Genomic DNA, 22,630 nt, shown 5'->3' with positions numbered 1-22,630 from the left:
ATCAATTACAGAGAGTCGAGGATTGCGATCGTAGATAAGATTGAGCACGATCGCAGCTTTGATTGATTAGCTCATCTAAGTCGAGATTCCAGCGCGTTAAACCTAGTCGATCGCTCGTACTCAAAATCTGATTTGCTTGAAAAACAACACTCGAAACTCGATCTTGAGTGCCCGTTAATGTTTTAAGAAGCGCTCCCGTTTCGGGGTTCCACAAGCGAATCGTACTATCATCACTACCAGAAGCTAAGACTGAACCTTCTGGATTAAAGCTTAGAGTGGTTACACCGCCACTATGTCCGATCAACGTTCGTCTTAGTGTTGCATCATTAACTGACCAAAGTTGGATTGTATTATCCCAGCTTGCAGAAGCGAGCGTTTTACCATCAGGACTAAAAGCAAGCGCAGAGATCGCCATTCGATGTTTGCCTAGAATGGTAGAAGTTCTACGATCGATATCCCACAATCGAACAGTGTTATCCATACTTCCCGAAGCTAATCGCCCCTCGGAACTGTAAGCAATGCTGGTTACTTCATCAGTATGACCTTGCAAAATCGTGCGTAAATCTCCTTCGATCGACCAAATTTTGATTGTTCGGTCGGCACTTGCAGACGCAAAACTTTCTCGATCGGGACTAAAGCTCAGAGCAGTCACACGATCGTTATGTCCTGCGATCGTTCTAATTAGTTCTCCGGTGCTGATGTTCCAGAGGCGGATTGTTTTGTCGGCACTAGCAGAAATAAGCAAAGAATCATCGGGGCTGATTTGCACTTGAGTGACGGGTGCTGTATGACCTTTGAGAATGCGAGAATCAGTTGCGGTTTGGAGTTGAATCGTATCCTCTGGAGCCGCGATCGCAATAATGTTTCCATCTGCGCTCACACTCATTGCGGATAGTCCTGTGTTGAGTCGCGGTAATGGATTCACTTGCCAGATTCGAGCCGTCCGGTCTGCGCTGGCACTGAGAAGTTGTGTTCCTGCTGGACTAAAACTGAGATGAGTTACTGCGGCTCCATGTCCTTGAAGGGTTTCGAGCGGTTTGCCTTTTAAGTCCCAGAGTCGAATCGTCCTATCGATCGAGCCTGTTGCAATCAGTTTTCCATCGGGACTATAGCTTGCAGTATTCACCTGATCGCGATGTCCTTCAAAGGTGGCAATTTCTTTTCCATTCAGTGTCCAAAGCTTTGCAACATTGTCTCCGCTGGTGAGAAACGATCGACGATTTGGAGCCATCATCACACTGGTGACGCGATCTCGATGCACGTTGAAGCTTCTCGTTGCATCCGATTCTCCAACTTGCCAGAATTTGACTGTGCCATCTTCGCCAGCCGAGAGAATTTGTCGATCGTTCTGTCCAAAGCTAATCCGATTCACCCAGCCTCTGTGTCCTCGAAAGGTCTGAGCTTCTTTCATTTGATCAAGCTGCCACAGTTTTACAGTTCCGTCTCTGCTACTTGAAATCAGCGATCGACCATTTGAGCTAAATTGTACATCTGTGACCCAGTTCTGATGTCCGGTCAAGGTTTGAATCAATGTTCCATCTCGATTCCATAGTTTAATTGTTCTATCTTCGCTCCCTGTTGCAATCTGTTGATTGTCTGGGCTGAATGCTATTGCAAGAACTCGATCGCTGTGTCCAGTTAAATTTTGTAGTAACTGTCCTTCTCGCGACCAAAGTTTGACTAAGGTATCATCGCTCACGGTTGCAATGATTTGACCATCAGAACTCATCCGAACATCGTTTACGGATTGAGCATGACCTGTGAGCCGATTCGATTCTTTAGTTTGATCGAGCGATTGTTGTAAAGCTGCGATCGTAGTGATTTTTACATCAGTTGAAATCTGATTCCAGGGTCGATCGAGTTGTTTTAACTGTTGTCCTGCTCGAATTGCGGTGGTCAAAGATTCTAATTGCTGATTGGAATTCAACAATGCTTCAGACGAGGTAGAAAGCACTTGAAGTTCTCGGACTTGAGCACTGCGCTGATTCCAGAGTGCTAAACCGACAAGACCGAAAGCCGCTAAAGCGATTGTTGCAATGGTTGCGATCGCTTGCTTGGCACTTCTTAATCGATGTTTGAGTGCAATCTGTTGACCTTGACGGGCTTCTAAACTTGAGGCAATCAAGGCTTGAGTCTCTAACGTCAGTTCATCCGTGTAGTTTGCATAGAGTTCTTCTGCTGCTGCTAATTGCATTCCTCGTAACAGTAAATCGGGCGAACGATTGCTCTTTTTCCATTCGATCGCGGATTGCTCGATCGGTCGCTGAACACTAAGCCGCTTTCGGTCTTCATTTAGCCACCAGCGCAATGTTGACCAATGCCGAATGAGAATTTCGTGAGAAAGCTCGATCGTAGTTGGAGCTTCTGGACTAATCACAATTAGCTTCGCAGCACTAAGCGATTGTAATGTTCGATCGATTAACTGTTGAGAATACTTTGCAGCCGATAAATCTGATTTCAGAACTCTTCGTCGAGTGGCTTCTGTTCCTTCGCCTAGCTGTGCGATCGATAGAAAAATCCAGCGGGCGCATTGTTGCTCTTCTGGATCAAGTTCTTCGTAAATCGATTGTGCTTTATGTTCTAATGCGCCTTGCAGTCCACCAATTTCAGAGCGATATGCTTCTAGTGTTAATGTTCGTTGTTGCCAGAGTTGCTCTAGAACAAATTCTAAAATTGGTAAGTCACTGGGAGTTCTGTCGAGTTCTTGCAGCAAGGCTTCTACTAATTCGGGTTCGATAGTTAATCCTACTTGCTCCGCTGGACGAACAATCACTTGGCGATATTCTTCATCGTTAAGACAAGGTGGAACTAAAATGCTCGATCGCTGTAAGATCGTTGCTAATTGTGGAATTTCTAAGCCTGCTGCAACAAAATCGGCTCTGATCGTCAGGACTAACTTAAAGCGATCGCTTGTGTATTCCAATGCTTCGAGAATGATGTCGAGAAAGTCTTGCCGAACATACTCAGGACAAAGCGTGAATAGTTCCTCGAACTGATCAATCACAAGCAATATCATTGGTTCAGTTCGAGTCCGAAGCCATTGCACTAATCCCTCAGTGCCTTGATACAACAATCCTTCGATCTGGTCTTGTTCTTCAGGTTCCTCGCTCAAACACTGAACAAGGGCTTCAAAGGGATGCTCTCCTGGACACATTCGCCCAATCCACCATTGTTTACTACCTGGAATGCGATTTCCCTGCTGCAATTGTGCTATTAGTCCGGCTTGTACGATCGATGATTTGCCACTTCCCGATGCACCAATTACAGCTAAACAAGACTGTCGCTGAATCGCTTGTAAAAGTTGTTGAGTTAAAGCTTCTCGTCCGTAAAAGAACTCTGCATCGTCTTCTGTGAATGCTTGTAAGCCTCGATAAGGACAAACACTCGTGTCTGAACTTCGCGTTAAAGATTGGCTTGGAAAGACTTCAATTACTCCTTCTCCAGAGAGCCAAACATAGAGCGGAATTGTTCCCGCTAATGTGACTTGAAGCTGAGTAATCCAAGCTGCAACCGGATAGTCAGAGCCGCGATCGCTCAATGTTTCAATCAGCGATCGAGTAAACAATTTCCCATCATTCCGAGGTGAAGCGGCTGCGATCAAACATTGTCCTTGTCCGCGCTGCAATTCCTCGACCCAACCCGATAGATTGCTTGCACCCGGACAATCGAGAATCACAATTTGATTGGCAGAACTTTGGCGCAAGATTTGACGGAACCACGATCGAGAAATTCGTTCAGTTCCTAAAACCAGACAAGGTTCACCTTCGACAGTAGTGCTAACTTTTGCACGAATATATAGCAAAACCGTTGTCGCTTCAGGCGTTTGGAGCTTGGATTGAATGCTCGATCGAATTGTTTCCCAATCTTCGGAATGATACGACAACTCGAATCCAGGACTGAGCAACTTACTGAATTGCAACGTTAATCGATGATTTGGAAAAGCATCAATCACGATCGCTTGACGAGATGGAAACGCGATCGACTTAGATTTTGCACCAATCACGAACTGTTCAGATCCTTCTACAAGTCGCTTTGGAGTCTGCAATGAGTACTCTGGCTGAAGTTGTGTTTTCCCACGTTTACGCTTTCGTTGATTGATCAATCCTAGCTGCTGATTGGTTTTATCAATGTACTGAAGCGTTTGGTGATACACATATTTGTACAATCCATTCGCATCGATCGTTCCTGTCGAATCGGCTGCGGCTCCTCGAAGTCCTTGCATCAGGAAATAGGTAAATACGCCATGTCCTAACTCTGGAAACTCCCAAGATTGCTGTTCTCGATCGCAAGATAACAATGCATAAAAGCCTTGATTCAGAAAAGCCTGTCGCCCCAACAATCCCATCATCTGCACTGTTGGATTGGGTAATGTTTCTCTACTATGACAGGCATCTAACCATACAATTTGTTGCTTTGCTGAACACTGATTTAACTGTTCTAAAAGCTCAGTCACACTCAGCCCAGTCTTGAGCAAATCCGCTTTCTGAGTATCGCTCAAACACAGAATCGGTTCTTGAGTGTCCGGCTCTAGGACTCCATGACCAGAAAAATAAATTAAAACAGTATCGGCAGATTGAGCCGATTGCACGATCGACATTAAGCTATCGCGCACTTGACTCAATGTTGCAGGCACTCCAAAATCATGGCGAATCTGCATTGAGCGTTGCGGAAAGGCTTGAGTCGCATCAATCAGAGCTTCGGATAAACCCTGACAATCGATCGCGGAATATTGCAGCGAAGGGAGTTCCAGATCTTTGTATCGATTCACACCGATTAGCAAGATCCAGAGTTTAGCTTGTCCCGTCTCTAAGACGGTGGAACGGTTTACAGCGCGGAGCATAAGTCATTCAGAGAGATAGCACAGCAGACACAGCACCTGATCGTTTTCGATCGATGGCGTAAGTATAATCGAACAATTGTCCCACTTGGTAATGCCTGCCTGATTGTCGATCGTTTTAAGATTCGTCAGTAAACCGTCAGGATCTTTCCACTACACTGAGCAAGTACCGCAAGAGATTGATTTTCATGGGGTTTTTGCCGCGTCTACAGCATCAGGTTTGGTTACTTGCATTCGGGCGATTGTTGTCTCAGATTGGCACTGGGTTCACGTTGTTCTACGCACCGATTTTCTTTGTGAATCAAGTGGGATTGTCGGCGACAGCGGTGGGAGTCGGGATTGGGAGCGCATCGATTTCTGGGGTGATTGGTCGGGCGTTGGGCGGATCGTTCTCGGATTCTAAGTTCTGGGGACGTAGGAGAACGCTATTGTTGTCGGCAATGATTAGCTCGATCGCGTCTTTTGCATTAGCGATCGCATACAATTTTCCGACGTTTGTAATCGGGAATCTCTTGATGGGATTGGGCACAGGAATCTATTGGCCCGCCACAGAAGCAGTTGTCGCAGATTTGACGACCGCAGAACAGCGAAATGAAGCTTATTCGATTACCAGATTGTCTGATGCTTTGGGACTAGGAATCGGAGTGGTTCTGGGCGGTTTGCTGATTAGCAAGACTGGCTTGTATCGCGCCTTGTTTGTGATTGACGGCATTTCGTTTCTGGTGTTCTTTGGGGTGATTTACTTACTGATCAAAGAAACCAATCGATCGATTTGTTCCGAATCTCAATGGAGCGGGTGGAACGTGGCGCTGAACGATCGACGATTGATGATTTTCGCGATCGTCAATACGATATTCACGACTTACATTGTGCAAATTGATAGTACTTTGCCGCTGTATCTAACGAATTTTGTGCGTGTAACTGGCGAGAAAGGCTTTGCACCTGGAACAATCAGCACATTCTACACGGGCTATTTAACGCTTTCGGTTCTGATGCAGTTGCCGATCGCGAGGCGGATGAACCGATTGCGACGCACTCAGGTGTTGATGATTTCTGCTGGATTTTGGGCGATCGCGTTCTTCTGTGCTTGGATGACTGGAACGGTTCACTTTAGTTGGGCGATCGCGACTTTTGGAATGTTGGCGTTTGGAATTGTGACTTATATGCCGTCTGCTGCCTCGTTCGTGGTTGATATTGCACCGGAATCATTGCGCGGCGTTTATCTAGCTGTGAATTCGCAGTGTTGGGCATTGGGATACTTTATTGGACCGCCGATCGGAGGTTGGGCTTTGGATCAATCGCGATCGATTGCGAGTGGGTATTGGTTGATTTTGATTGGAACGACTGCGATCGCGGTTCTGATTTTACGAGTGTTGGATAAAATGGTCAGTCACAGCCCTTCCGTGTGATCGTGTTATGTTCAAAAGCCGTTTGATGCTGAGTCTCGTTGCGTTTAGTGTGAGTTTTGTGATTAGTTTACTGATCACGCGAGACTTTACGCGATCGCTGATCAGTGGGGCAGTGACGTTATTTGCCAGTTTAGTCGGAGCAGCGTTTTCAGAAAATCAATATCGACAGTCGTTGTATCGTCGATCGGAAGAACTCACAACGCACATTCGGTCACTACAACGGAAACGGGCTGAAGCATACGAATCCTTGGTCTTGATTACTCAAGAGCGCGATCGTATTTCCAATAGTTTGAATTCGCTTCAAACTCAACTGCGTAATTTACAAGTTCAAAGCGCAAATCTCTGGCAGCAAAAAGAAGAATTAAGCTGGAATCTCACTTCTCCACAAGCTTCACCTACGAATCAAATCTATGTCCTTCAAGTCAAGCTACAAGAGCTAGAGCAAAAAGAAGCAGAATTAAATAAATCGCTATCAGCAACACTTTCGGCAAAGCAACGAGCAGAACTGGGATTAAAAACAACACAAGCGCAACTCAATCAGTTCCAAGCACAACTCGCAGAACAGCAAAGCCAGAAAGTTGAACTTGCAAAAGAAGTGAATGCGTTATTGTCACAGAAACAGCAATTAGACATACAACTCACAACGCTACAGCCAAAAGTTAAAGAACTAGAGAAATATCGTTCAGAACTAAGTCAGTTTCTCGAAACAGCAGAACCGAAACGCAAACAAGTCGAAAGCAGTTCAAAATCGCTACAAGGCGCGATCGAGAATCTGCAAACCCAAATTTCTTCACTGCAAGGCGAACTCGGTCAACTCGAACATCAAATCCTAGAGCGTCGTCAGCAAAAAGAAGTCCTCGATCAAGAACTGTCTACCCTTCGTCGCGAACTCGAACCGGATGCAGAGGCTGAAGCTTACTCGGAATGGAAGATTTTTCTCAGTCAATTACAGCAACCCGAATTCGAGGCGTTAAATGCGATCGCACATCAATCAAATCCGAATGCCAGCCTGAAACAGATTGCCGAAGCAAATTTAACGATGCCAGAATTGCTAATCGATGCGATCAACGAACGATCGATTGAAACGATCGGTGATTTTGTGATTGATCCAACCCCAGGAACGGCTCCCTCGATCGCGCCTGAATATTTGGAAACGGTTCGACAATTGTTAGCTCGATCGTAGAGTTGGATAGGGTGTTGGAGATTGTAGATTTTGGCGTAGTCGTTCATCCATGAACCCGCCCGGAGGTAAACGCTCCGGGCTAATAGAGGGAACCCCGCTGAAGCGGGCTGAAAATGCTTTCTTAGGGGGCTTCAGCCTCCTTTCTCCGATTAGCCCGGAGCGTTTACCTCCGGGCGGACTGAATCGCAGCAACAAACTATCATCGATTTCCAGGCTGCCAACTCGCCACGCGCCACCATTCCAAAGCAGTTTCCTGTGGAATCTTCAATCGAGCCTCACCCGAATCGAGAGGCAAAATCAATGTCAGTTTTGTATCCGTATCCAACTGATTAAGCACAGGTTTGAAATCGTATTCGCCCACATAAGCGATCGAGAAATCACTTGGCGTAACATCTTTCGCACTCAACAGCGATCGGTTCGCTTCAATTTCTAAAGGTCGATCGTGATCGAGCTTCACTAAACCCGGAAATCCAACCAATCTCACATGAATCGTGTCGGATTGTCCCAGTGGAAATCGTTTGTAGAAGACCACTTGCCAAGCTCGATCGCGATCGTCTTGAAGCTTCGACAAAGAGCGAAACAAAACGCTATTTGAATCTGAATAAGTATGAACGGATGCGAGTGCAATATTTGTGCCGATCGCCCAAATTAAGACCGCTAAAACGCAACTTTTCCACAACTGCGCCAAGTTTTCCACAATCAACCCGCTGTTTTCCACAACACCACAATTTATGAGAAGAGGCGATTCGTTACAGCAATCCAATTTGAGTTGTAAGATTCGGGAAAGCCCCCAAACCCCCAATTCTGGGGGCTATGAGTCCTGTTCCCCCAAACTTGGGGGCTAGGGGGCTAGATCAACCATGCGACTTACAACTATCTAGGATTGCTATAGATCGCCTCTCTAGAGTTTTACTCCCATTCGATCGTTCCAGGCGGCTTCGAGGTGATATCATACACCACCCGATTTACGCCCTTCACTTCATTCACAATTCGAGTAGAAATCGTTTCCAGCAGATCGTAAGGGATTCTTGCCCAATCTGCGGTCATGCCGTCTTCACTCTTCACACAGCGAAGCACGATCGGATACGCATACGTCCGCTGATCGCCCATGACACCGACACTCCGAACAGGTAACAAGACTGCAAAAGCCTGCCACACATCGTGATAGATGCCTGCGCGATTAATTTCTTGCCGCACGATCAGATCCGCATCGCGAAGAATATCCAGCTTTTCGTCGTTCACTTCACCGAGAATCCGAATCGCTAAACCGGGACCAGGGAACGGCTGACGATTCACGATTTCTTCTGGCAAACCAATCGATCGACCCACTTTTCGCACTTCATCTTTGAACAGTTTCCGCAACGGTTCGATGAGCTTGAACTGTAAATCTTTCGGCAATCCACCGACATTGTGATGGCTCTTGATTTTGACTGCAACCCGTTCTCCCGTCTGCGGATCGACATTGGTATCCGCCGATTCGATCACGTCTGGATATAACGTGCCCTGAGCCAGATAATCAAAGGGTCCTAACCGCTTCGATTCTTCCTCGAACACGCGAATAAATTCGTGTCCAATCCGTTTACGTTTTTCTTCAGGATCAGTGATGCCTTTCACCGCAGAGATAAATCGCTCACGCGCATTCACATACGCGACATCAATATGGAATTGCTCATGGAACAATTTCACCAACCGTTCTGGCTCCAACTTCCGCATAAAGCCCTGGTCAATGAACATACAAGTCAATTGATCCCCGATCGCTCTGTGCAATAAGAACGCCAAGGTCGAAGAATCAACACCACCGGATAACGCCAAGAGAACTCGCTTATCACCCACTCTGGCACGAATTTCTCGAACCGACTCTTCGACAAAAGCATCGGTTGTCCAAGTCGGCTCACACTCGCAAATGTGATACACAAAATTCCGAATCAATGCCTGTCCGTATTGGGAATGCACCACTTCAGGGTGGAACTGAACCCCGTAGAGTTTTCGATCGTGTTCTGCGATCGCGGCACAAGGTGTATTGGCAGTATGAGCCAGCAACTCGAATCCGTCTGGTAATTTCGTCACCGAGTCGCCGTGGCTCATCCACATGATCGAGCCATCTTCAACATTGGTTAAGAGATCCGTCGGATCATCGATCGATAAATTGGCTTTGCCATATTCACCTCGATCGCTCTTGTCAACATTACCACCGAGTTGTTGAACCATCAGTTGCATTCCGTAGCAAACTCCAAGAACCGGAATTCCAAGTTTCCAAATTTCTGGGTCACAATGCGGTGCGCCTGTGTCGTAAACCGAACTGGGACCGCCAGAAAAAATAATCCCTTTGGGGTTGAGTTGGCGGAGTTGTTCAGCGCTTGTCCGATACGACAAAACTTCAGAGTAGACCTGAGTTTCGCGAATTCGACGGGCGATGAGTTCTGAGTATTGTGAACCGAAATCGAGAATCACAATCATCTGTCGATCGAGAGCATCCAAATCTGATGTAGACGCAATCGGGGCATCCAAAACGGATGGTTCAGTATGTGGGGTCACGGGAGTTTCCTGATGAAATGAACGGGAACAAACCGGGAAAAAACGAACGTTTTTGAAGTGGAAGGGAAAATAATCGGGTTTTGGATAATCAGGCTATTTTAATCACATTAGCAAACCGACTCAAGCAGTTGAGCGGCTTTTTTGCTTTTGATTAAAATCTGACGAGAGCGATCGAACAAAATTGTCCCAACTTCGACCGTACTTTCGCTGTGGGTGTAGATGTAGTGCTGGGCGCGATCGTCGATCGTTTGTGCAATGGATTCGTAGACCTCGATCGCTTTTCCTAAATTTCTTAAGTATTTCAATCCGTCTTCCGCTGTAGCGCTATTCAGCAGCACTTGTAAATCAGAAGTTGCGATTCCGACTTTTGCTGCATGAGCCGTAAGAATCTCTTGTCGGGCATCTGCGACATGATGATGCGTGTGAAAAATGCCGCCTGCGAGTTTAATTAATTTGCCGTGATAGCCAAAAAGTAGGATCGATTTCACGTGCTGAATTCCAGCTTCGACTAGGAGTGAGCCGATCCAATTTGCGGTTTTGATTGTGCGATCGCGTTCAATTCCGAGCTTTGCCGCTAGATCTAAACCGTTTTCCCCAATGCAAAATACAAGGGTGTCGAACTGTTTGGCTTTTTGCTGAAGTTCAGTTCTGAAAATCTCTAACTGATCCGGTGCGCTCAACGGATGAGCAATTCCAGAAGTTCCAAGCAGTGATAAACCTTCGACCACTCCGAAGGCTTCATTTGAGGTGCGTTTTGCGAGTTGCCGACCTTCAGGAAGAATGATCGTAACGCGGAGGGATTCATTCGGGTTTAGAAGTCGATCGAGGTTCGTGAACAGTAATTTTTGAGCATAGGAATAGATTGCCGATTGTTGATTGGATTGGATTCCAATTCCTTCACCACCGACGATCGTGATTCCTTGACCTTGATTCAACTCCACCATTGCCCAGACGGGTGTATTCCGGGTCAGATCGAGATTATCACCGGGATCGCTTCGGGTAATTGCAAGAGCAGAATAATCGGTGAGTTTGGCGACTTGTTCGATCGAGATTTCGACCGTTTCGGCTGGATTAATTAGATCGAGTTGAACGCGATCGACCGTTTTGTTCCGCAACTGTTCGAGAGCAGCGATCGCGGAAGCACAAGCAAATACAGGCAACGTATACCCAGATTTCACCATGTTTAATCCACTCGTTCCAACTGCCACAAAATTTGATTTCCTTCTCGTCGCACCCGTGAAACGACCCAATTGCGCCACACCCAATTATCCCCGCGACTCGTCACCGCATTCGCATTAATATCCATCAAATCAGCAAGCTCGGAACTACTAATCAAATAGCCTTTACTCGCAATTTCATCCGCCATGTGCAATGTATCTACCAAGTTCCGAAGCTGTTCGACTCGGACTTCACGGGGCAAATTCTCTAGAGCATCAGAGGCTTGAGAGGTATCGGTCATAGGGACTTCCAGAACGGGGGCAGCAGCAGGCGGGTCAGAATCGGGCGATTTTAGCTTGGGCTGTTTACCGAGAGAGAACGATCGAGCAATCACATCACATCGTTCATTTCCTGGATCTCCTGAATGTCCCCGCACATATCGCCATTCAACTTTAGGCGAGTCGAGTTCATCCAACTGTTCCCATAGATCTTGATTCAAAACAGGTTTTCCGGTAGAGGTTTTCCACCCCTTTTTCTTCCATCCCGGCAACCATTTAGTGATGCCATTCTTCACATATTCACTATCTGTGTAGAGGGCAACGACATGAGATTGACCCGAAGATCGATAGTAATCAAGTGCAGCGATCGCGGCTTGCATTTCCATTCGATTGTTGGTTGTTTCGGGATCGTATCCGCCGAGTTCCTGAACGGTTCCATCGCCGAAATAAATCACGGTTCCCCAACCACCGGGTCCAGGATTGCCGGAACAAGCGCCATCGGTGTAAATTTTTTGAATTGTTCGAGAAGTCATAGTCGATTGGAAAACTGATCTAGACTACCGTATTGGAGAGGAAGATGTGCCCGGAATTTAATTTCTCGATCGTGCTTGAAACTGAAAATCTAGCGAATGCAGATTTGAAGGGATTACTGCGATCGCTTTCGAGTTTGGCAAGTCAAGATCCGTCCCCAATTGAGGCACAAGAGGTTCTATTAATTGAAAGTGGCGATATTCCTGAAGAGTTATTGATGCAATTAATCGAGCAATATCCTTGGATTAAAATCTGTTCGGCTCCAGAAGGAACAGAATATTATGATTCAAAAATGTTAGGGGCAAAATTAGCCACTGGAGAGATTGTTGTTTATTACGATTCAGATTGTGTGTACGAATCGGATTGGTTGAGAAAGATTTTGACCCCGTTTAATCAATCTGAAGAGATTCAAGTTGTCGCAGGTGAGACAACAACGAGCGGCGTTGGGATCTACGGAACCGCAATGGCATTAGGTTATATTTTTCCTCAGTATTCTGGACGAACAGAATTAACACCAGGAAAAAGCTACTTCTTGAATAATGTGGCATTTCGTCGATCGTTCTTACTCGATCATCCGATTCCCACCGATTTACCGCTTTATCGCGGAAATTGTGCGGTTCATGCTCATGAATTAGTCCAGTCTGGAACGATTGTTTGGCAGCAACCCCAAGCCCGTGTTCTTCATGCTCCTCCGAATGGTTTATCGCATTTCTTTTGGCGATTTCTTCTCATCGGACACGACTACTATTGGCAGAAGAAGTTAATTCCAAATTCGACCAATGCTGAACCTACAATGTCGGGGACAAAAGGAAAATTAGATATCTTTGTCGATCGTATTCGTAAAATGCTCGATCGAGATTTTCGTCATGCCTATTTTCTGATCTTTTCACTTCCAGTAGCAATGATTTCATCCTTACTCATTTACATTGGCTACCTGATTACAACCCGCTATCCAAACTATTTATTGAAAACCTACAATAGATTTCTGAATACAAAGTAATTCGTATCCTGTATACATTCGAGAACAAAAAATCAAGTTTGTCGGAAAAAGGTGCAAGAGTCTGTAATAATTTACGATTGCTGCAAGATAGAAACTGCAACACAACAAGTTAGGCAGAATTAAACTAGAGTGGTTCAGTCGAACCAAGGACAGGGAAGGCAGCTTGTACTCAGGCAATGAACGATTTGATCAATCCTCAATGTCAGGCGAACCGGAGCGGATGGCTCCCCTTGCCCGTCGTCAATCTTTGCAGGTGCAAGCTTATCAAGCATTGCGATCGGCAATCTTATCTGGCGAAATTACTTCTGGCACTCGGTTAGTTGAAACCCAACTCGCCAAACAATTACAAGTCAGCCGCACTCCAATCCGAGAAGCAATTCGCCAGCTTCAACAAGAGAATTTAATTACGATCGATACTGCTGGAACGCTCAGAGTTGCAACGTTATCTATGCAAGATGCCATTCAGCTTTACACTTGCCGAATTGCCTTAGAGCAGCTATCTGTAGCGGGAGCTTGCGAGAATGCCAGCGATCGAGAAATTGCTGCACTTCAAGAGTTAGTGATCGCGGCTGAGCAGACGGATCGATCTCAATCGACGAATGCTCATTTGTTAAATTTGGACTATCAATTTCATCGATCGATTGCTCGTAGCTCTGGAAATCTCTGGCTAACTTCGCTGCTGGATCAAGTGTTTGATCAAATGGCACTCTTGCGGATTCAAACGTTGCAGCGAAATCCTCAAGTGCTAGAGATTCGGCAGGAACATCGAGAGATTTATAGTGCGATCGCATCTCGTGATCGTCAAAAAGCCGTGGATACGATCGTCTCTCATCTGTCTGCAAGTCGCGATCGGGTAATCCGCGAAATCGATCGCCTCAGACAAGAAACCTAAGAGGATGTTGGAGAAGGATAAAAAGCGGCTTTGCTGCGTTGCGAGTCCACCCGGAAATGAATCTCCGGGCTAATGGAGGAAACCCCGCTGAAGCGGACTGGAAGCATCATTCGGAGTTCTTAGCCCAGTTTAGTGGGCTTCCCACAATTATCCCGGATATTCATTTCGGGGCGGGTGAATGCGATGAACGATTGCTTTTCAAACACCCTCTAAAAGACAGGAAACTTAGATTATTTCCGACTAGCATGAATATCAGTCGAGCAATGAAAACAGCATGAAGCGATTTTTTCGGGTGTTTAAAACTTTGCTGCTCGTTTATTACGCCTACATGGTGGAATATCGAGCAGAACTAATTCTTTGGGTACTTTCGGGGTCACTGCCGATTATCTTGATGGGAGTCTGGACTCAAGCCGCAAGACAAAGCGATTTTGGGCTAACTCCAACCGATTTCGCACGATACTTTTTATCGGTATTTCTAGTGCGGCAACTTACCGTCGTTTGGGTGATTTGGGAATTTGAACGCGAAGTGATCGAGGGCAAGCTATCTCTGCGATTGTTACAACCGATCGATCCCGTTTGGCATCATGTCTTCTCTCACATCTCAGAACGATTCGCCCGAATTCCGTTTGCAATTCTGCTAATCGTTTTATTTTTCTTTTTATACCCAACTGCAATTTGGGTTCCAAGTTTTACAACGGTGATTTTGTTTGCGATATCGATCGCATTAGCATTCACGTTGAATTTTCTGATTCAGTACACATTAGCTTTATTAGCATTCTGGACAGAAAGAGCTAGTTCACTACAGGAATTCTGGTTTCTGTTTTATCTATTTCTCTCTGGGGTCATCGCACCATTAGAAGTGTTTCCGCCTGCTGTGAGAACACTTGCATTATTCACTCCATTTCCGTATCTCGTAAACTTCCCAGCCAATATCTTGGTTGGATTGCCTACCGATCTTATTCAAGGGTTTCTCGTGATGATCGGTTGGAGTGCAGGATTTTTTGTACTGAATCGATGGCTCTGGAAACAAGGACTTAAGCAATATTCGGGAATGGGCGCATGAAACGGTATCTTCAGGTTTTGCAATTATTTTGGAGAACTGCGATCGCGGCTGAACTCGAATACCGCATTAATTTTGTCATTGCAGCGTTCACCAGTCTGGGTGGCTTAGTCGGTAGCCTATTCAGCTTATTTTTGTTCTATCAAACCGGATATACGTTCGCAGGTTGGCGCTGGGAAGAAGCCCTAATCGTGGTCGGAATTTTCACGCTGTTAGAAGGATTTTCCAGCACCTTTCTCGCGCCAAATTTGAATCGAATTGTCCGCCATGTTCAAGAAGGCACACTCGATTTTGTCCTGCTCAAACCGATTAGCTCTCAATTCTGGCTATCCGGTCACACGATTTCACCTTGGGGACTGCCCGATATTATCTTTGGGGCGATCGTCATTTTCTATGCAGGCGGCAGACTTGGCATTTCTCCAAATGCTTATTTAATTAGCTTAATTCCATTGGTATTCGGATTGGCAATTCTATATAGTCTCTGGTTCATGTTGGGCGCAACCAGCATTTGGTTTGTCAAAATCTATAACGTGACTGAGGTATTGCGAGGACTGATCGAAGCGGGACGATATCCGATGGCAGCTTACCCGATCGCGTATCAGTTCTTTTTCACGTTCATCGTTCCAGTTGCATTTCTGACAACAATTCCAGCAGAGGCAATGTTAGGACGAACCGAATTTGGCTGGATAATCGGGGCGGGAATTTTAGCGATCGTGCTTCTTTTCGTCTCCCGCTTTTTCTGGAGATTTGCGCTCCGGTTCTACACCAGTGCTTCGTCATGATTGATCACGATCGTCTTTTCAAAGAGCTTCTCTCAACGTTTTTCCTTGAGTTTCTCGATCTATTTCTGCCTGAAATTGCGGCAACGCTCGATCGTTCTTCCGTTCGATTTCTACCGCAAGAATACTTTGCCGACTTAACGACAGGCGAAGACAAAATTATCGATCTTCTAGTCGAAGTACGACAAGCTGGAGAAGCGGTTGGATTCCTTGTACATATTGAAGCGCAATCTTCTTCTGAGGCTGATTTCGCGAGAAGAATGTTTTTCTATTTCGCCAGATTGCATCAGAAATACCTGCAACGGATTTATCCGATCGTGGTTTTCTCATTCGATCAACCGCAGCGTTTAGAGAGCGATCGCTATACAGTTGAATTTCCTGATTACAAAGTTCTGGAATTCAACTATAGAGCAATTCAACTCAATCGCTTGAACTGGCGTGACTATTTGAATCAGTCGAATCCGGTTGCAGCGGCGCTGATGGCAAAAATGAAAATTGCACCTATCGATCGACCCAAAGTTAAGGTCGAATGTCTGCGATTACTTGCGACTTTACGACTCGATCCAGCCCGAACTCGTCTGATTTCGGGCTTTGTCGATACCTACTTACGCTTGAATTTGGAGGAGAATCAAGAGTTTCAAACTGAGATTGGTAGACTAGAAACACGAGAGAGGCAAGACGTTATGGAAATCGTGACAAGCTGGATGGAACAGGGCATCGATCGAGGAACACGATCGCTCGTTCTTCAACAATTAACGACGCTGCTTGGTGAATTGCCAGAGCCAATTAAAACTCAGATTCAAGAATTACCGAGCGATCGCATTCAATCTCTCAGTCTTGCACTACTGCGATTTCAATCGATCGAGGATTTGGAACAATGGCTTGAAAGGTAGCGAATGTAGTCGATCGACTTTCCCAAATCTCGTTAAGCTAGTGCAATCAATTTTTCGCAATCCTAGCCCATGACGTTTGTTCCCATCATCGGAATCACCAGCCATAGTCGCAATTCGGCAGGTGAAGTTGTTCTTCCTGGAACCTATATTGATGCAGTTCAATCTGCTGGCGGCAATCCAATTCTGCTTCCTCCAACGCAAACTGATCCTGAATCTTTGCTGAATGTTCTGGACGGTTTAATTCTTTCTGGCGGCGGAGATATTCACCCGATTCACTACAACGGCGAAGATCATCCAACCGTTTATGGAATTGATGAAGAGCGAGACATCTTTGAGATTACGTTGGCAAAATTGGCGCTAATAAAAGAAATTCCCGTTTTAGGGATCTGCCGAGGAATGCAAGTTCTAACGGTTGCAAGTGGGGGCAACTTGATCCAGCACGTTCCCGAAGTGTATGGGAATGCGATCGATCATCGTTTAGATAATCCCCGTCGTCCGATTCCGCATGATGTCGAGATTTTGCCAGAAAGCCGATTGGCTCAATTGCTTGACAATACACACCTAAATATTGTGTCTTGGCATCATCAAGCTGTAAGAGAATTCAGTTCAGATTGGAAACTTGCAGCCCGATCGAGCGATGGCGTGATCGAAGCGATCGAACATCAAACTCATCCGTGGGCGATCGCGCTTCAATGGCATCCAGAAATGTCGATCGAAAATCCTGCTCATCAGAGATTTTTTCGATCGTTCATCGCTGCCTGTCAAGCCTGAGTCTGAATCAAATATCCGCAACGATGTTCGCCGTTCACCTGCCAGTGGGTTCGTTCAACCTTGCAATCCGGAAGCGCGATCGCGAACATCTCCAATTCATGACCACACACACTTGGAAACGATTCGGCAATTTGCGCGATCGCACAATTGTATTCAGTTAAAACAAATTGATTTGGCTCCACCGGATGAGATTCCGCCATGTAGCCTTCTGAAATTCTCAGGTCAACCAGTTTCGCCACCCGTTCCGCAACCGATCCCGTTCCAAGGCGTTCTCGATATTCGATCGCTTTTCGCTGCCACTGTTTCTGAAGAATTGACTTCATCTGGTCTTTGCTGACTGTTTCTGCCAACGTTCCAAGTAGTGAAACCGCGAACTCATCATATCGATCGGGAAACTGCGATCGACCCTGCCGACTTAGTTCATACACATAATTCGGGCGACCCATTCCCGCTTGAATTGCCTTGTGCAGAATCAAGCCCTCGGTTTCTAAATCTTTCAAATGCCGTCGAATCGCTTGGGGACTCACCTGCAACCGTTCCGCCAACTCTTGTGCGGTCGATTCACCTTGCTTCAGAAGATGCTGCAAAATATCTTGTTTCGTCGAGGGTTGCTGAGTCGTGGTCATGGTTGGGGTCTCACGTCAACGAATCGTAACGTTAGTTTACTCGAAATACTCGATCGTTCTCGTCTTGCCAAAAGACAGAAAATTGACTTTGACAACACCCAAGTTGCTAAAGTACTCTACAATAGAGTTAAGCAACAAAGAAGTTGTTTTAATTATAAACCGATCTCGGTCGTTTCGGCTTTTCTCGCTCAATAGCGCAACATTCGTGTTGTTTTAGTAATAAGATCCATTAGATGTTCTGCGGATTTGGCTCATGAATACTGAAACTCAGACTACACAAGCGACCGATAAGCATCTCGAAGCGATGCGCCACTTTTCGGAGCAATACGCAAAGCGCACCGGAACCTATTTCTGCGTCGATCCAGGTGTGACTGCTGTTGTGATCGAAGGTTTGGCAAAGCATAAAGACGAATTGGGAGCGCCCCTCTGTCCCTGCCGTCACTACGAAGACAAAGAAGCTGAAGTGTCCGCCGCTTATTGGAATTGCCCTTGTGTGCCGATGCGGGAGCGGAAAGAATGCCACTGTATGTTATTCCTCACGCCCGATAACGATTTTGCAGGCGACAAACAAGACATTGCCTTTGACGAGATCCGCAATCATACCAATCTCGGTTAAGACTGCTCTTTTCCACCCTCTAGATCCTGAGAACACTGAATTTAACCATGAGTGCAACCGTTCAAACCCTCGTTAACCAACCCTACAAGTACGGATTCGTTACCAATATCGAAGCCGATACGATTCCCCGTGGACTCAGCGAGGATGTCATCCGTTTGATTTCTGCTAAGAAAGAAGAGCCGGAATGGATGCTCGATTTCCGGTTGCGCTCTTATCGGCAGTGGTTGAAGATGACAGAGCCGGACTGGGCAAAGTTTGGCTATCCTACGATCGATTACCAAAGCATCATTTACTATTCGGCTCCGAAAGTCAGCGAGAAGAAGAAAAGCCTCGACGAAGTTGACCCCGAATTGTTGGAGACTTTCGAGAAGCTTGGGATTTCCTTGTCTGAGCAGAAGCGATTGAGCAATGTTGCGGTAGACGCGATCTTTGATAGTGTCTCTGTTGCGACCACGTTCAAAGAGAAGCTGGCGAAAGATGGCGTGATCTTCTGTTCGTTCTCTGAAGCAGTCAAGGAATATCCGGATCTGATTCAGAAGTATCTGGGCAGCGTGGTTCCGCCTGCGGATAACTATTTTGCAGCTTTGAATTCTGCCGTATTTAGTGATGGTTCGTTTGTCTTCATTCCCAAAGGCGTGAAGTGCCCAATGGAACTCTCGACTTATTTCCGCATTAATAACGGGGATTCGGGACAGTTCGAGCGGACATTGATCGTGGCGGAAGAGGGCGCACAGGTCAGCTATCTCGAAGGCTGTACTGCACCGATGTACGACTCAAATCAGCTTCATGCTGCGGTGGTTGAGTTGGTCGCACTTGATAACGCTGACATCAAGTATTCGACGGTTCAGAACTGGTACGCAGGAGACGCGAATGGTAAAGGTGGTATCTATAATTTCGTCACCAAGCGCGGAATGTGCAAAGGGGTGAATTCTAAGATTTCCTGGACGCAGGTTGAAACCGGATCAGCGATTACTTGGAAGTATCCAAGCTGTGTCCTGGTAGGCGATAATTCTGTCGGTGAGTTCTACTCGGTGGCATTAACGAACAATCATCAGATGGCGGACACCGGAACCAAGATGATTCACGTTGGCAAGAATACCCGCAGCACGATTATCTCGAAAGGGATTTCGGCGGGTCAATCGAGAAATAGCTATCGTGGCTTAGTGAAGATTTCACCGCAAGCTTCGGGTGCGCGGAACTATTCGCAGTGTGATTCGATGTTAATTGGCGATCGCGCTCAAGCGAATACGTTCCCCTACATCCAAGTGCAGAACAACAAAGGCAAGGTTGAGCATGAAGCATCTACCTCGAAAATCGGGGAAGACCAATTGTTCTATTTTGCTCAACGGGGCATTTCTCCAGAAGACGCGATTTCGATGATGATTAGCGGTTTCTGCCAGGATGTGTTTAACCAGTTGCCGATGGAGTTTGCAGTAGAAGCGGATAAGCTCTTGAGCCTGAAGCTTGAAGGTAGCGTGGGTTAATTGGGAGTGTGATTGGGATGGCAGGCATGGGGCTGGTTTACGCTGAGATCGAATTGGTGCGAGGTGCAGACGTTGTTCTCGCTCAGGAAGGTTTTATCGAGCCTGAGCAGATTCGACGCTGTACCGTTCAAGCTCTAGTTGATAGCGGTGCGACCATGCTTGCCATTCCAGAAATTGTGCGATCGCAGTTAGACTTACGCAAATCTCGCGAAATCGAAGCAGATCTAGCAGATGGTTCGAGCGTGAGTTTAGATGTAGTGGGACCCGTAGAAGTTAGGTTTCAGAATCGTCGGACGTTTGTTGAAGCGATCGTGACTCCGAACTCTACGACGGTTTTACTTGGTGCGATTCCGATGGAAGGGATGGATGTATTAATTGACCCGAAACGGCAGCGATTAATCGTTAATCCTGAAAGTCCAGAAATCGCCAAAATGATGTTGATGTGACGGGAACGGCAGTTAGGAGGGCGCGAATGATTGTTGAAAATGGTGAAGTGATTCTGTCAGTTAAGGATCTAACTGCTGAGATTAATGGAACTCCGATTTTGAAGGGGATGAATCTCGAAATTAAAGCAGGTGAGATTCACGCGATTATGGGTCCAAATGGATCGGGGAAAAGTACGTTTTCTAAGATTCTGGCAGGACATCCCGCATATACGGTGACAGGTGGAGAGATTCTGTTCCGTGGACAAGATTTATTAGAACTAGAGCCGCATGAACGCGCAAACTCTGGGGTGTTTTTGGCGTTTCAATATCCGTTAGAAATTCCGGGCGTAACAAATGTGGATTTCTTGCGAGTTTCGTACAATGCGAAGCGCAAACAAGAAGGTTTAGAAGAATTGGATGCGTTCGATTTTGATGATGTCGTACATTCAAAACTAGACTTGCTCAAGATGGATGCTGGATTTCTCTCTCGCAGCGTGAACGAGGGCTTTTCGGGCGGGGAGAAAAAGCGGAATGAAATCTTGCAGATGGCATTACTAGAGCCGAAATTAGGCATTCTAGACGAGATTGATTCTGGCTTAGATATCGATGCGTTGAAGATTGTTGCGAACGGTGTAAACGCAATCACGACACCGGAAAATGCAACGCTTGTGATCACACACTATCAACGCTTATTGAATTACATTACGCCAGATTTTGTTCACGTCATGGCAGATGGACGAATTCTGCTCAGTGGTGGTAAAGAACTGGCGCTAGAGCTTGAAGCGAAAGGTTATGACTGGGTTGTAGAAGGTGAAACGGTAGGTGCATGATGGTAGAAGTTTCAGCCGTTTCTGAAGTTGGAAATGCAGGTACAGTTACATCCGTCGATCGAGCAAGTTATTTCAACGGATTACTTAACTTACGATCGACGAATTCCCCTTTCCAAGAAATTCGCGATCGAGCCGCAGCCAATGTTCACGATCGCTCCATTCCCTCGATTCGCGATGAAGAATGGCGCTTTACAGATGTATCTCACTTACTCACACTCACACTGAAAGCTGTTGAGCCTGCTCGATTAGGCTTTCCGCAGATTGAAGCCTTTTTGCTACCAGAAGCAACGAATTCTCGGTTAGTCTTTGTTGATGGGATTTTTGCACCAGATTTGAGCGCGATCGACAATCTTCCTGATGGTGTGATGATCACTCATCTCGAAACCGCTCTAGAACTGATTCCAACCGTTAAAGATTACATTGCTAATCTTCCGGGAGAGGACGAAGTTTTCACTGCGTTGAATACAGCAAGTTTGAACGATAGTGCGATCGTGTTCATTCCCAAAAACCAAGATGTCGAAGTTCCGATTCATCTGTTGTTTGTCTCAACTCAAGCAGGAACGATCGTGCAGCCTCGTGCGCTTGTAATTGCGGAAACGGGCAGTCGAGTAACATTGATTGAAGATTACGTCAGCTTGAATGAGGACGCATACTTCACCAATGCCGTTACGGAAATCGCGATCGCAGAAAACGCAGAAGTTCGCCATACTAGAGTTCAGAGGGATAGCACTGCTGCTTTTCACATTGGCAAGACTGCTGTTTCGCAAGCAAGAGATTCTCGTTATTCCTGTACTGCGATTCATCTCGGCGGACGACTTTCTCGACACAATCTAGAGGTCTATCAGACGGGTGAGCAGACCGAGACGACGATGAATGGTTTGACTGTGATTGATGGCGATCGCGTCGGTGACACTCATAGTTTGCTATCGCTGAGTAAGCCGTATGGTGTGGGCAATCAAGTGAATAAGACCATTGTTAGCGATCGCGCTCATGCAATCTTCAATGGCAAGGTCTTTGTTCCCCAAGCCGCTCAACAAACCGATGCCCGTCAGCTTAGTCGCAATCTATTACTCTCTCCAAAATCGCGAGTCGATACCAAGCCGCAGTTAGAGATCGTTGCTGATAACGTCAAGTGCGCTCACGGTGCGACAGTCAGCCAGCTTGAAGATGACGAAGTGTTTTATCTCCAGAGTCGGGGGATTGATCAAGACTCAGCGCGTAAGCTCTTAACTTATGCGTTTGCGATCGAAGTCATCGATCAGATTCCGGTTTCCACATTACGCGATCGACTCTCTGCATTCATTCGTTCCCAACACACCTAAG

Annotated in this window: 19 protein-coding genes; 13 read left to right on the top strand and 6 right to left on the bottom strand. The window is 46.3% G+C overall.

All coding sequences use genetic code 11. The features are described from left to right. Window position 1: 1 nt before the first annotated feature. Window positions 2-4,840, bottom strand: a complete 4,839-nt coding sequence (locus ACQ4M5_RS28205) for a caspase family protein (protein WP_430679086.1) — start codon at window positions 4,838-4,840, stop codon at window positions 2-4. Window positions 4,841-5,025: 185 nt separating this feature from the next. Here ACQ4M5_RS28205 and ACQ4M5_RS28200 point away from each other — a divergent pair, with 185 nt between their 5' ends. Together ACQ4M5_RS28200 and ACQ4M5_RS28195 are read left to right on the top strand one after the other, a co-directional pair. Continuing rightward, a complete protein-coding gene (locus tag ACQ4M5_RS28200) occupies window positions 5,026-6,246 on the top strand; it encodes an MFS transporter (protein WP_430679085.1) in 1,221 nt (406 codons plus the stop codon). Between the two features lie 7 nt (window positions 6,247-6,253). Beyond that, on the top strand, window positions 6,254-7,429 hold the full coding sequence (locus ACQ4M5_RS28195; RefSeq protein ID WP_430679084.1) for a tellurite resistance TerB C-terminal domain-containing protein: 1,176 nt from the start codon (window positions 6,254-6,256) through the stop codon (window positions 7,427-7,429). 199 nt (window positions 7,430-7,628) lie between these two features. On the opposite strand, the gene ACQ4M5_RS28190 is transcribed toward ACQ4M5_RS28195, so the two are convergent. The 4 genes from ACQ4M5_RS28190 to rnhA form a co-directional block, all read right to left on the bottom strand. Continuing rightward, window positions 7,629-8,147: a DUF3122 domain-containing protein gene (locus tag ACQ4M5_RS28190; protein ID WP_430679083.1), complete on the bottom strand. Its 519-nt coding sequence runs from the start codon at window positions 8,145-8,147 to the stop codon at window positions 7,629-7,631. Between the two features lie 191 nt (window positions 8,148-8,338). Continuing rightward, entirely contained in the window at window positions 8,339-9,964 is a 1,626-nt protein-coding gene (gene guaA, locus ACQ4M5_RS28185) for a glutamine-hydrolyzing GMP synthase (RefSeq protein WP_430679082.1), read from the bottom strand. A gap of 107 nt (window positions 9,965-10,071) precedes the next feature. After that, the gene (gene cbiD, locus ACQ4M5_RS28180) at window positions 10,072-11,172 is read right to left on the bottom strand and encodes a cobalt-precorrin-5B (C(1))-methyltransferase CbiD (protein ID WP_430679081.1); all 1,101 of its coding nucleotides are present in this window, start codon (window positions 11,170-11,172) and stop codon (window positions 10,072-10,074) included. Continuing rightward, window positions 11,148-11,933 carry a ribonuclease HI gene (gene rnhA, locus ACQ4M5_RS28175; RefSeq protein WP_430679080.1) on the bottom strand — a complete coding sequence of 262 codons (786 nt, stop codon included), beginning with the start codon at window positions 11,931-11,933 and terminating at the stop codon, window positions 11,148-11,150. The genes cbiD and rnhA overlap by 25 nt, the downstream gene beginning before the upstream one ends. Window positions 11,934-11,977: 44 nt before the next feature. Between rnhA and ACQ4M5_RS28170 the strand changes: the two genes are divergently transcribed. The 6 genes from ACQ4M5_RS28170 (at window position 11,978) to ACQ4M5_RS28145 (ending at window position 17,326) form a co-directional block, all read left to right on the top strand. Then, a complete protein-coding gene (locus tag ACQ4M5_RS28170; RefSeq protein ID WP_430679079.1) occupies window positions 11,978-12,931 on the top strand; it encodes a glycosyltransferase in 954 nt (317 codons plus the stop codon). Between the two features lie 199 nt (window positions 12,932-13,130). Next, window positions 13,131-13,823, top strand: coding sequence for a GntR family transcriptional regulator (locus tag ACQ4M5_RS28165; RefSeq protein ID WP_430679078.1), 693 nt, complete (start codon window positions 13,131-13,133; stop codon window positions 13,821-13,823). A 274-nt stretch (window positions 13,824-14,097) separates the two neighbouring features. Beyond that, window positions 14,098-14,886: an ABC transporter permease gene (locus ACQ4M5_RS28160; protein ID WP_430679077.1), complete on the top strand. Its 789-nt coding sequence runs from the start codon at window positions 14,098-14,100 to the stop codon at window positions 14,884-14,886. Then, window positions 14,883-15,665, top strand: a complete 783-nt coding sequence (locus tag ACQ4M5_RS28155; protein ID WP_430679076.1) for an ABC transporter permease — start codon at window positions 14,883-14,885, stop codon at window positions 15,663-15,665. Before ACQ4M5_RS28160 ends, ACQ4M5_RS28155 begins: the two co-directional genes overlap by 4 nt. Then, a complete protein-coding gene (locus ACQ4M5_RS28150; RefSeq protein ID WP_430679075.1) occupies window positions 15,662-16,555 on the top strand; it encodes an Rpn family recombination-promoting nuclease/putative transposase in 894 nt (297 codons plus the stop codon). The genes ACQ4M5_RS28155 and ACQ4M5_RS28150 overlap by 4 nt, the downstream gene beginning before the upstream one ends. 69 nt (window positions 16,556-16,624) lie before the next feature. Beyond that, window positions 16,625-17,326 carry a gamma-glutamyl-gamma-aminobutyrate hydrolase family protein gene (locus ACQ4M5_RS28145; RefSeq protein ID WP_430679074.1) on the top strand — a complete coding sequence of 234 codons (702 nt, stop codon included), beginning with the start codon at window positions 16,625-16,627 and terminating at the stop codon, window positions 17,324-17,326. On the opposite strand, the gene sufR is transcribed toward ACQ4M5_RS28145, so the two are convergent. After that, window positions 17,317-17,952: an iron-sulfur cluster biosynthesis transcriptional regulator SufR gene (sufR, locus tag ACQ4M5_RS28140; protein WP_430679073.1), complete on the bottom strand. Its 636-nt coding sequence runs from the start codon at window positions 17,950-17,952 to the stop codon at window positions 17,317-17,319. The genes ACQ4M5_RS28145 and sufR overlap by 10 nt on opposite strands. A 253-nt stretch (window positions 17,953-18,205) precedes the next feature. On the opposite strand from sufR, the gene ACQ4M5_RS28135 reads away from it, so the two are divergent. Genes ACQ4M5_RS28135 through sufD form a run of 5 tightly spaced genes read left to right on the top strand, consistent with a single transcriptional unit; the run spans window position 18,206 to window position 22,629 of the window. Continuing rightward, a complete protein-coding gene (locus ACQ4M5_RS28135) occupies window positions 18,206-18,568 on the top strand; it encodes a ferredoxin thioredoxin reductase catalytic beta subunit (RefSeq protein ID WP_430679072.1) in 363 nt (120 codons plus the stop codon). A gap of 47 nt (window positions 18,569-18,615) precedes the next feature. After that, a complete protein-coding gene (sufB, locus tag ACQ4M5_RS28130; RefSeq protein ID WP_430679071.1) occupies window positions 18,616-20,052 on the top strand; it encodes a Fe-S cluster assembly protein SufB in 1,437 nt (478 codons plus the stop codon). Between the two features lie 17 nt (window positions 20,053-20,069). Then, window positions 20,070-20,498, top strand: a complete 429-nt coding sequence (locus tag ACQ4M5_RS28125; RefSeq protein ID WP_430679070.1) for a clan AA aspartic protease — start codon at window positions 20,070-20,072, stop codon at window positions 20,496-20,498. 26 nt (window positions 20,499-20,524) lie between these two features. Next, the gene (gene sufC, locus ACQ4M5_RS28120) at window positions 20,525-21,307 is read left to right on the top strand and encodes a Fe-S cluster assembly ATPase SufC (protein WP_430679069.1); all 783 of its coding nucleotides are present in this window, start codon (window positions 20,525-20,527) and stop codon (window positions 21,305-21,307) included. Further along, window positions 21,307-22,629 (top strand): Fe-S cluster assembly protein SufD, encoded by a 1,323-nt coding sequence (gene sufD / locus ACQ4M5_RS28115; RefSeq protein WP_430679068.1) that lies wholly within the window; start codon window positions 21,307-21,309, stop codon window positions 22,627-22,629. The genes sufC and sufD overlap by 1 nt, the downstream gene beginning before the upstream one ends. Window position 22,630: the final 1 nt, after the last annotated feature.

Origin of the sequence: Leptolyngbya sp. AN10, assembly GCF_050565645.1 — a bacterium.
GTDB lineage: Bacteria > Cyanobacteriota > Cyanobacteriia > Leptolyngbyales > Leptolyngbyaceae > Leptolyngbya.
This window is presented reverse-complemented; position numbering and strand designations above follow the sequence as displayed.

Coding starts and splice junctions, on each gene's coding strand:
- ACQ4M5_RS28205 (WP_430679086.1), bottom strand. CDS start 4,840: ATGCTCCGCGCTGTAAACCGTTCCACCGTCTTAGAGACGGGACAAGCT.
- ACQ4M5_RS28200 (WP_430679085.1), top strand. CDS start 5,026: ATGGGGTTTTTGCCGCGTCTACAGCATCAGGTTTGGTTACTTGCATTC.
- ACQ4M5_RS28195 (WP_430679084.1), top strand. CDS start 6,254: ATGTTCAAAAGCCGTTTGATGCTGAGTCTCGTTGCGTTTAGTGTGAGT.
- rnhA (WP_430679080.1), bottom strand. CDS start 11,933: ATGACTTCTCGAACAATTCAAAAAATTTACACCGATGGCGCTTGTTCC.
- ACQ4M5_RS28170 (WP_430679079.1), top strand. CDS start 11,978: ATGTGCCCGGAATTTAATTTCTCGATCGTGCTTGAAACTGAAAATCTA.
- ACQ4M5_RS28165 (WP_430679078.1), top strand. CDS start 13,131: ATGTCAGGCGAACCGGAGCGGATGGCTCCCCTTGCCCGTCGTCAATCT.
- ACQ4M5_RS28160 (WP_430679077.1), top strand. CDS start 14,098: ATGAAGCGATTTTTTCGGGTGTTTAAAACTTTGCTGCTCGTTTATTAC.
- ACQ4M5_RS28155 (WP_430679076.1), top strand. CDS start 14,883: ATGAAACGGTATCTTCAGGTTTTGCAATTATTTTGGAGAACTGCGATC.
- ACQ4M5_RS28150 (WP_430679075.1), top strand. CDS start 15,662: ATGATTGATCACGATCGTCTTTTCAAAGAGCTTCTCTCAACGTTTTTC.
- ACQ4M5_RS28145 (WP_430679074.1), top strand. CDS start 16,625: ATGACGTTTGTTCCCATCATCGGAATCACCAGCCATAGTCGCAATTCG.
- sufR (WP_430679073.1), bottom strand. CDS start 17,952: ATGACCACGACTCAGCAACCCTCGACGAAACAAGATATTTTGCAGCAT.
- ACQ4M5_RS28135 (WP_430679072.1), top strand. CDS start 18,206: ATGAATACTGAAACTCAGACTACACAAGCGACCGATAAGCATCTCGAA.
- sufB (WP_430679071.1), top strand. CDS start 18,616: ATGAGTGCAACCGTTCAAACCCTCGTTAACCAACCCTACAAGTACGGA.
- ACQ4M5_RS28125 (WP_430679070.1), top strand. CDS start 20,070: ATGGCAGGCATGGGGCTGGTTTACGCTGAGATCGAATTGGTGCGAGGT.
- sufC (WP_430679069.1), top strand. CDS start 20,525: ATGATTGTTGAAAATGGTGAAGTGATTCTGTCAGTTAAGGATCTAACT.
- sufD (WP_430679068.1), top strand. CDS start 21,307: ATGGTAGAAGTTTCAGCCGTTTCTGAAGTTGGAAATGCAGGTACAGTT.